This is a genomic window from Scytonema hankhaensis NUACC26, assembly GCF_045865695.1.
Classification (GTDB): Bacteria; Cyanobacteriota; Cyanobacteriia; order Cyanobacteriales; family Nostocaceae; genus Scytonema.
Map to the genome: position 1 here is coordinate 1 of NZ_BAACAP010000048.1, position 7,273 is coordinate 7,273.

The window sequence follows — 7,273 nt, forward strand, 5'->3', positions numbered from 1 at the left end:
ACGGAGGGAGACCCTCCTGCAGCGCTGGCTCCCCTTAAAAAGGGGGGAAAAATACTTTTAAAGTCCCCCTTTTTAAGGGGGATTTAGGGGGAGCTTGAATGTTTTGCTACTAATGAAAGAACTTTTCACCACGAGTCGTTTGGTTGGAAGCAGAAGATTTTGAACAAGCGTGCATAACCAGCGAGACTAAATTCAATCTATCCAAAGGAATAAGCCAAAAGTTTTATCAGTCAACCAAGTGAATAGGCTAAATATTACAGATACTAATTATATAGTAGGGCACTAAAAACTCCGATGTCTTGCTTACAGCTAAAAAAGTTTCTTGTCAATTGGAAAAAATTCTTTTTGTACCCTAGTTACCAATGAGCAACGTCGCAATGCCAGCAGATATTTACTCCGGAAATTTGATTAACAATCGCTATCAAATTCAGAAGGTTCTTGGATACGGTGGCTTCAGGCGAACTTACTTAGCATTAGACAATCATCGATTCGGTGACTCTTGTGTCCTAATAGAGTTTGTAGGTTGGGGAACAGTAGAAGATACAGATCAAAAATCCCGCGAACTATTCGAGCGAGAAGCTAAAGTATTACATCATATTAATCATCCTCAAATTCCTAAATTTCTGGCTTGCTTTACCGAGAACGAGCGACTGTTTATAGTACAGGAATATATTGATGGTAAAACCTACTCTGAACTTTTGCAGGAGCGCCTTTCTCAGCAAAATCAGGCATTTTCTGAAGCCGAAGTTATCCAGTGGCTAATGGATTTGCTGCCAGTATTTGACTACCTGCATGAGCAAAAAATAATTCATCGGGATGTTTCGCTGGACAATCTTATACTTCCTAATGACCAATCTAAACCTGTGTTAAGCGATTTTGGGTTGGTTCAAGAAGAAGAATTTCAGATTTGGTCTTTAGGTACGGTTTTGGGAAAAATTGGCTACACGCCTCCAGAGCAACTCCGTATAGGAAATTCCTACCCCTCTAGCGATTTATATGCACTAGGTGTTTGTGCTATTGTCCTTTTAAGTGGAAAAATGCCTTCTTTGTTGATGGATCGATCTCTAGAGTGGCAATGGCGCTCCTATGTAAATATCAGTGACTGTTTGGCTAGTATACTAGATAAAATGCTGGTAGAAAAACCAACACAGCGCTACCAGTCAGCAAAAGAGATTCTTGTTGATATCCAGCAATCAAGTTTACCGAAGGAAACAGAAGTGAGTGAGCCACTTAAAAAAGTGGAAATTAACATTGACCAAGTTCAAAGAGAGCAAGAAGTAGCAGAAGTTACAGAGTCTGATGAATTTAAAATAGTGGAGCAACAGGTACTAAAGTTAAGCGAAGCAACTGAAAACAATAGCGAACTTCAGTTTGAAGCACAGACATCACAACCCTCAACTTTTTCAGGGGAGACGAAGATCGTTGAGCAAACCGAGTCAGTAGTTGTTGCAGGAGAACTGGTGCAGGATGTCACACAGCAAGCAAACCTAGCACTACCAGTCATAAAAAACAGCACTCAAATACAACAAGTGACGGCATACTTAATCCATGTCCAAACAGATCGGCAGATTGAATTGCCGCAAAATCTCTCTGCAATTCGTATCGGTAGGGCAGATAATGGTAAATCCCTAGATGTAGATGTTTCAGTATTGCCCAATTCGGAAGTTGTCTCACGAACTCATGCCGTTATTCACGTTGAGGCAGGCAGTTTCTATATTGAAGATGAGGGAAGTACCAATGGCACATACGTTGATAAGATGCGGTTATTACTAGGAAACAAATATCGCTTAAAATCAGGTGATTATATATGTCTGGGTCAGGAAGAGTTGGTTAAATTCCTGTTTAAAACTTTTTAGTTAATTGCTATGGAATATTACTACGTGCAACTCTCAAAACAAAATTTCTAATATTATGTAATAATTTTGTTATGCTTTGTAATTTATATGACGAAATATAAAAACTGTATTGTACGGTTTATAGCTCAATTCTTTAAATTATTGTTAACTATCTGAAATCTAATCAACCAATTAGTAAATTCTGATAACGGGAAAATCCATGAATTTCGAAAAAGTTTTCAACTTTATTGATGCCTTAATCTATGCGAACAGGGGCAAACATTTGAGTGACGTTCAACGGTTGATAATTCAGGCAGCTTGGTCTGAGACACGTCAGTGTTATGACCAGATAGCACAAACAAACGGCTATTCCCCTAGTTACATCAAGCAAGATGTTGCTCCTAAGTTATGGCAACTACTTTCAGAGGTTTTTGGGGAAAAAATTAAAAAAAGCAATTTTCGCGCCGCAGTTGAGCGGCAAGCGGGTCTCGTGTCCCATGAAGGCGGAGCTATTAATCAAAATCAAAACTGTGTTACCGACCGATGCCAAGATTGGGGTGAGGCACCTGATGTTTCAATTTTCTATGGTCGCAGCGATGAACTGGCTCAGCTAGAACAATGGATTGTCACTGAGCGCTGCCGCCTAGTAGGGCTTGTGGGCATGGGAGGAATTGGCAAAACCCATTTGTCTGTGAAGTTAGCCGAACAAATTCAAGAGCAATTTGATTATGTCATTTGGCGATCGCTAGGTAATGCCCCATCCCTACAACAGATTCTCGAATCTTTGCTCCAATTCATCACCAACAGTCAGGAAACGGATTTACCAGCAACCGTAGATGAGAAAATATCACTCCTAATTGATTATTTACGAAAGCATCGATGTTTATTAGTACTGGATGATGTTGAGACTATTTTGTGCGGTGGGGATTGTACGGGCTTCTACAAACAAGGCTATGAATATTATGGCGACTTCTTCAAACGTCTGGGAGAATGCCGCCACGACAGCTGCTTGGTACTCATCAGTCGGGAAAAACCTAAAGAAATTTCTGTAATGCAAGGGGAAACCCTGCCAGTTCGCTGCTTCAACTTACGCGGTTTAAGTGTATCAGCCGGACTACAGATACTTCAACTCAAGGGCTGCTGTTGCAACTTGGATGCTGAATGCACAACTCTAATTGAACAATATTCTGGTAATCCACTGGCATTAAAGATGGTAGCGGCAGCAATTCAAGAATTATTTGAGGGCAACGTAGCAGAATTTCTTAAATATAATACCTTAGTTATTGATGAAATTCGCGCTCTCCTACAGCAGCACCTGAATCGATTATCAGAGTTAGAAAATACCGTTTTGTACTGGTTAGCAATTAATCGCGAACCAGTTTCTATTGATGAATTACAATCAGATATTTATCCCAGTCTTTCTCAACAAACATTAATAAAAACTCTTAAATCTTTAGTCCAACGCTCATTAATTGAAACGAAGGAAAATCATTTTTATTTGCAGCCAGTGCTAATGGAATATGCAAGTAGCTTATTGATTGAGCAGGTTTGTAAAGAAATTGAGACAGGCGAACTGGTTTTGCTCAAAAGCCATGCTTTACTTAAAGCCTCGTCTGAAGATTCTATTAGAAAAGCTCAAATTAGTTTCATTGTCCAACCCATTATAGACAGGCTAGTGGCTATTTTTAAAAATCAAAGCAACCTGGAAATTCGGTTGAGGGAAATTACATCAAAACTACAAGTAGAATTGGAACAAGAATCTGGCTATGCAGCAGGAAATATCCTCAATCTCCTTTGTCAACTTCAGACCAATTTAAATGGCTATGATTTTTCTCATTTAAATGTTTGGCAAGCGGATTTACAGGATATGAATTTACATGATGTCAACTTTACTAGTGCTGCAATCGCTAAGTTAGTTTTTGCGCAACAGCTAACGCAGATTTTAGCGATCGCATTCAGTCCAGACGGTAGAATGCTGGCAACTGGAGATGCTAACGGTGAGGTTCGCTTATGGCAAGTGGCGGATAGCAAACTGCTTCTAATTTGTAAGGGACACACGGGGTGGGTAAACTCAGTTGTTTTCAGCCCAGATGGTCGGATACTGAGTAGCGGGAGTAGTGACCAAACTTTGAAGTTATGGGATACAACAGACGGTAGATGTCTAAAAACTTTGACAGGACACGATCGGCGGGTTCGGTCGGTGACTTTTAGCCCAGATGGAACGATTTTGTGCAGTGGCAGTAGTGACTGCACGGTGAGGCTTTGGAACGTAAATAGTGGTGAGTGTCAGAAAATTTTGTCGGGACACGACGGTTATCTCTGGTCAGTTGCATTTAGTCCAGACGGAATGACGCTAGCCAGTGGTAGCGACGATCGGACGGTAAAGCTGTGGGATGTGCGCACAGGTGAATGCTTAAAAACGTTTGCAGGACATACCAGTTGGGTGCAGTCAGTAGCATTTAGTCCGGATAGCAAGATTTTGGCTAGTGGTAGTTGCGACCAAACTGTAAAACTTTGGGATGTCCGCACTGGTGAATGCCTGAACACTTTTTGGGGACACGTTAGTTGGGTGCAGTCAGTGGCATTTAGTCCAGATGGCAAGGCTTTGGCTAGTGGTAGTTGCGACCAAACTGTAAAACTTTGGGATATCAGTACTGGTATGTGCTGGCAAACTTTATTGGCGCACGATAGTTGGATTTGGTCAGTTGCTTTTAGTCTGGACGGCAAAGCATTGGCTAGTGGGGGACAAGATGAAACGATTAAGCTTTGGGATGTTAATGGCGGTGAGTGCCTGGAAACTTTGAGAAGTAAAAGACCTTATGAAGGTATGCGCCTTAGCAAAGCTCAAGGCTTAACTCCATCTCAGTTGGTTACGCTTAAAGGTTTAGGGGCAGTGGCATAGATAGATTCTCTTTTTTGGCACGAATTAATCTCAGCATAACCAATAGTAAATATTATACTACTAGGTCATGAAAAAACCACGATTTAAGCCTCATTTCCACGTTGAAATTGTTTTACCTGACATTGTTTATCTATAGCTTTCAAAGAACAAATATGAGTAGATTTAACCGTCAGTTGTGGCATCGTTTTTGGGCAATCGCCAAACCCTACTGGTTTTCTGATAAAAAATGGAGCGCCAGAGGACTGCTGGCTATTTTGCTGGTATTGGCGCTAATTTCCAGTGGTTTGCAAGTACTTCTCAGCTTTATGAATCGAAATCTGCTCAACGCACTTGAACAAAAGGATATTGAGGGCTTCTATCGCACCGTCTGGATTTTTGTTGGTATCATTGTCGTGGCGATCCCTTTGGTCGTCTTCTTCGACTACGTCCGAAAAAAGCTGAGTTTGTACTGGCGGCGGTGGTTGACTAACCAGTTTCTTGACGAGTATTTTCAAAACCGCGCTTACTACCAAATCAACTCCGACCCTGAGGTTGATAACCCAGATCAGCGAATATCTGAAGATGTTAATAGCTTTACTAAAGTTTCTCTAGACTTTTTGTTAATTGTTCTAACTTCGGTGACAACTCTGATTGGTTTTATTGGAGTGCTAGGGTCAATTTCTCTCACCCTCATCATCGTTTTAGTAGTGTATGCGATCGCAGGCACCGCGATTACAGTGTTGATTGGCAAACGACTGATTGGGCTAAACTTCAATCAGCTAAGGAAAGAAGCAGACTTTCGCTATGGTCTGGTTCATGTGCGTGACCATGCCGAATCGATCGCATTTTATCGGGGGGAAGCACAGGAATCTGAGTCGGTGAAGCAACGATTCAATGAGGCGTATCGTAACTTCGGTCGCGTAATTGCCTGGGAGCGGAATTTGGGTTTTTTTACCACTGGCTATAATTATGCGATTATGCTTTTGCCTTTTGTGGTGCTTGCGCCTGCATACTTTGCAGGTCAAATTGAATTGGGAGTGATTACCCAAGCGGGTATTGCTTTTACTCAGGTATTAAATGCGCTGTCTGTAATTGTGAGTAAGTTTGAACAACTGAGTGCGTTTGCTGCTGGGGTAAATCGTTTAGCTTTGTTCGATCGGACTCTAGACACTGCTAGTAAAACCCTAAAAGAAGGAGCGACTGTAATTGATACAGCGCTTGATTCTCAACTAGCACTAAAACATATAACTTTGAACACACCTAACTATCAAAAGACTTTAGTTAGGGATTTGTCGGTAGCTGTGCCACCAGGGGAGGGGTTGCTGATTGTGGGGCAGAGCGGCTGTGGTAAGAGTTCTCTGTTGCGGGCGATCGCAGGTTTGTGGAATACAGGCACAGGCTGCATTATCCGACCACAACTTGAGGAGATGCTATTTTTACCCCAGCGACCCTATATGCTTTTGGGTTCTCTGCGTAGCCAATTATTATACCCCAACACTAGTCGTGAAATCTTAGAAGAGAAACTCTACCAGGTGTTGCAACAGGTGAATCTTGCCGACTTGCCAAACAGATCTGGTGGTTTTGATGCAGAGTTAGACTGGGCTGATATTTTGTCCTTGGGCGAACAGCAACGTCTTGCCTTCGCCCGCCTGCTGCTCGCGCAACCCCGCTATGCCATATTAGATGAAGCGACAAGCGCTTTGGATAGTCAAAACGAGGAGCGTGTTTACAGGCAGCTACATACAACTGCCACAACGTTTATCAGCGTTGGTCACCGTGCTAGCTTGGTGCAGTATCACCAGTACGTTTTAGCACTAGCTGGAGATTCCAGTTGGCAGCTGATGCCTGCTCAAAGCTACAAGTTCAGTGCTAGTTTGATGGATTAGCGGGATTTCTTTAGGTTAGAGACGCACTTTCGACGCGTCTCTACAAAATAGGTGGTTTTAAAGTGCGGATTTGGTATTAGAGGATGAAAATAGTCAATTTGCCTTTGTAAAGTTGCGTTTGTATTCAGCAATATCGTAAAATTTACGCGAACAAATTCGGCTTGACTCCACCAGCTATTTCTCCTTAACCGAGCAGTATTGACACTAGTCAAACTTTTTGTACCACGTGGTATAGCCCACTACCTGTGAATCACTAATTGATTGAATTAAATCAATCTTTTATAGTAAAAGAACAAAACTATTAACTCAAGTCATAAAAATTCTGGTTGTCTCTGCTTTATTCATTATTTTATTAAAGATAATTAGAGATTTAACCATACTTTTAAAAGAGTTTTTCTCTGCCATAATGTAGTAAGTTGATTACCACAAGATTGAATACGGAAAAACCCTTTCCTTAACTTGCATTAGGAAAGGGCATAAAGTATTATTTGGCTAAATTGAGCAAAATTTAAGGTTTACTACTTTTTAGTAATGTTGGCAGTAGCAACCGCTATTCCGCCGGTTAATGCGCCTACACCTCCAGCAACTCCTCCCCAAAGAGCTGCAGTTGGAGTTACTCCGCCCGCAACAGCTTCTAGTTCCTCCTCATTCAGTTCTCCTGCATCCTGTCT

Annotated in this window: 4 protein-coding genes and 1 pseudogene; 4 read left to right on the top strand and 1 reads right to left on the bottom strand. The window is 41.6% G+C overall.

Annotated features, from left to right (window positions below):
* The first annotated feature begins 362 nt into the window (after positions 1-362).
* From ACKTT2_RS01055 to ACKTT2_RS01065, 4 genes and pseudogenes are all read left to right on the top strand, one after another.
* On the top strand, positions 363-1,856 hold the full coding sequence (locus ACKTT2_RS01055) for a protein kinase domain-containing protein (RefSeq protein WP_407883084.1): 1,494 nt from the start codon (positions 363-365) through the stop codon (positions 1,854-1,856).
* 259 nt (positions 1,857-2,115) lie between these two features.
* A pseudogene (locus ACKTT2_RS52285) lies at positions 2,116-2,727 on the top strand (helix-turn-helix domain-containing protein); the annotation flags it as partial.
* Between the two features lie 975 nt (positions 2,728-3,702).
* Entirely contained in the window at positions 3,703-4,737 is a 1,035-nt protein-coding gene (locus tag ACKTT2_RS52290) for a WD40 repeat domain-containing protein (protein ID WP_500691368.1), read from the top strand.
* Positions 4,738-4,889: 152 nt separating this feature from the next.
* On the top strand, positions 4,890-6,602 hold the full coding sequence (locus tag ACKTT2_RS01065; protein ID WP_407883086.1) for an ABC transporter ATP-binding protein/permease: 1,713 nt from the start codon (positions 4,890-4,892) through the stop codon (positions 6,600-6,602).
* Positions 6,603-7,120: 518 nt separating this feature from the next.
* On the opposite strand, the gene ACKTT2_RS01070 is transcribed toward ACKTT2_RS01065, so the two are convergent.
* Entirely contained in the window at positions 7,121-7,255 is a 135-nt protein-coding gene (locus ACKTT2_RS01070; protein WP_407883090.1) for a class IIb bacteriocin, lactobin A/cerein 7B family, read from the bottom strand.
* Between the last annotated feature and the right edge of the window lie 18 nt (positions 7,256-7,273).

Coding starts and splice junctions, on each gene's coding strand:
- ACKTT2_RS52290 (WP_500691368.1), top strand. CDS start 3,703: ATGAATTTACATGATGTCAACTTTACTAGTGCTGCAATCGCTAAGTTA.
- ACKTT2_RS01065 (WP_407883086.1), top strand. CDS start 4,890: ATGAGTAGATTTAACCGTCAGTTGTGGCATCGTTTTTGGGCAATCGCC.
- ACKTT2_RS01055 (WP_407883084.1), top strand. CDS start 363: ATGAGCAACGTCGCAATGCCAGCAGATATTTACTCCGGAAATTTGATT.